Below are 1,915 nucleotides of genomic sequence, written 5' to 3' on the forward strand. Positions count from 1 at the left end.
CAAATCGCCTGCCGGGTAACAGTGCGTGGCGCTGCCGTGAAGAATTTGTCCCATAGTGCGTCCTTCCCATGGTCACAGATAAGTAGACCATCACATGCTGGGACTAAACAGTTAGGCGGAGCGGTGGTGCCCGCCGCCGGGGAACCGGCGGCGGGCACCACCGCTTTTGCACCGCGGCCAAACGCCGACGACGCATTGAGCGAGCGCGGCTTCGCGGCTAGTCTGCGCGCAGGACGGAGGCCGCCGTGACATCCAGAATCGACCAGATCCTTGCGCGCATCGACGCGCTGCACGATGAACTTGAAATCGAGATCGCCCGCCGCCGCGAAACCTTTCGCTATCGGCTGGAACAGGGCCGCGTAAAATTCGAGGCCGATGCGCGGGCGCGCAACGCGCGGGCGAAAATCGGGCTGGCCGCCTTTCTGGCCCGTGCCAACCCCTGGCACATCGCGACCGCGCCGTTCATCTATGCGCTGATCGTGCCCTTCGCGCTGCTGGATCTGTTCGTCAGCGTCTATCAGGCGGTGTGTTTTCGCGCCTACGGCATTCCCAGGGTCCGCCGGGGCGATCACATCCGCATCGACCGGCACCATCTGGGGTATCTCAACGGCATGCAAAAGCTCAATTGCGTGTACTGCGGCTATTGCAACGGGTTGTTGTCCTATGTCAGCGAAATCGCGTCGCGCACCGAAGCATTCTGGTGCCCGATCAAGCACGCCGCCCGCGTCAAGGCGCCCCACGCGCGCTATGCGCAATTCCTGGACTACGGCGATGCGGATGGCTTTCAGAACGGGCTGGAGGCGTCGCGCGAGGCGCTGAAAAAGGACTAGAAGGCCTTGAAGGTCAGCGTGGTGAGGGTGCGTTCGATGCTTTTGATGCCCGCAAGCTGTTCGTTGATGAAATGACCGATGTCCTGACCTTCGGGGATGTACAGCTTGACCAGAAGGTCCCATTCGCCCGACGTCGAATACAGCTCGGAATGGATTTCCTTCAGCGCGATGTCTTCGGCGACCGTATAGGTGGTTCCGGGGGTGCAGCGGATCTGGACGAAAACGCAGGTGGTCATGGCGGTCTCCTTTGAGGGCAAGCTGGCACAGACGCCACGGCCCCGCAAGACGCGCGCGTGACCGCTTGGCGCGGCGCGGGCCGCCCCTTATAAGCGGGCGCAAACACGCCTGACCGGGCGTGACCGTCAAGGAGACAGCCCATGCGCACGGCCGCCATCGCCCGCAGCACCGCCGAGACCGAAATCAACGTCAGCGTCGATCTGGACGGATCGGGGGTTTACGACATGCAGACCGGGGTCGGGTTTTTCGACCACATGCTGGACCAGTTGTCGCGTCATTCGCTGATCGACATGACGGTGCGCGCCAGGGGCGACACCCACATCGACGATCACCACACGGTCGAGGACACCGGCATCGCGCTGGGGCAGGCGCTGGTCAAGGCGTTGGGCGACAAGCGCGGCATCCGGCGTTATGGCTCGTGCCTGCTGGCGATGGACGACGCGCTGCTGCGTTGCGCGCTGGACCTGTCGGCGCGCCCGTTTCTGGTATGGAACGTAGATCTTCCGGTGGAAAAGATCGGAAGCTTCGATACGGAGCTGGTGCGCGAATTCTTTCAGGCGCTGTCGACGCACGGCGGAATCACGCTGCACATCGACATGTTGCACGGGGTGAATGCGCATCACATTGCGGAAGCCGCGTTCAAGGCGGTGGCCCGCGCCCTGCGCGAGGCGGTCGAACCCGATCCACGCACCAGCGACGCGATCCCGTCGACCAAAGGCGCGCTCTAGGTGTTTGATCCCACGGTTTGATGGCGCGATCCTTTCTCATGAATGGAAGGAAGCCTTATGGGACAAGTTCGTCACGGGAGCGCCACGCACTGTTACCCGGCAGGCGATTTGCAAGGCAAA

3 protein-coding genes are annotated in these 1,915 nt (G+C 62.8%); 2 read left to right on the forward strand and 1 reads right to left on the reverse strand.

What is annotated here, in order from left to right:
• The first annotated feature begins 245 nt into the window (after nucleotides 1–245).
• The gene (locus tag ATI53_RS22705) at nucleotides 246–830 is read left to right on the forward strand and encodes a hypothetical protein (protein ID WP_009503129.1); all 585 of its coding nucleotides are present in this window, start codon (nucleotides 246–248) and stop codon (nucleotides 828–830) included.
• Here the strand turns inward: ATI53_RS22705 and ATI53_RS22710 are convergent.
• Nucleotides 827–1,066: an Lrp/AsnC ligand binding domain-containing protein gene (locus tag ATI53_RS22710; RefSeq protein WP_009503131.1), complete on the reverse strand. Its 240-nt coding sequence runs from the start codon at nucleotides 1,064–1,066 to the stop codon at nucleotides 827–829. The genes ATI53_RS22705 and ATI53_RS22710 overlap by 4 nt on opposite strands.
• 141 nt (nucleotides 1,067–1,207) lie before the next feature.
• Between ATI53_RS22710 and hisB the strand changes: the two genes are divergently transcribed.
• Nucleotides 1,208–1,795: an imidazoleglycerol-phosphate dehydratase HisB gene (gene hisB / locus ATI53_RS22715; protein ID WP_009503132.1), complete on the forward strand. Its 588-nt coding sequence runs from the start codon at nucleotides 1,208–1,210 to the stop codon at nucleotides 1,793–1,795.
• The last annotated feature ends 120 nt before the right edge of the window (nucleotides 1,796–1,915 follow it).

It is taken from the genome of Salipiger aestuarii (genome assembly GCF_003259905.1).
Classification (GTDB): domain Bacteria; phylum Pseudomonadota; class Alphaproteobacteria; order Rhodobacterales; family Rhodobacteraceae; genus Salipiger; species Salipiger aestuarii.

Excerpts from the sequence above, each read along its gene's own strand:
- ATI53_RS22710 (WP_009503131.1), bottom strand. The coding sequence starts at position 1,066 with ATGACCACCTGCGTTTTCGTCCAGATCCGCTGCACCCCCGGAACCACC.
- hisB (WP_009503132.1), top strand. The coding sequence starts at position 1,208 with ATGCGCACGGCCGCCATCGCCCGCAGCACCGCCGAGACCGAAATCAAC.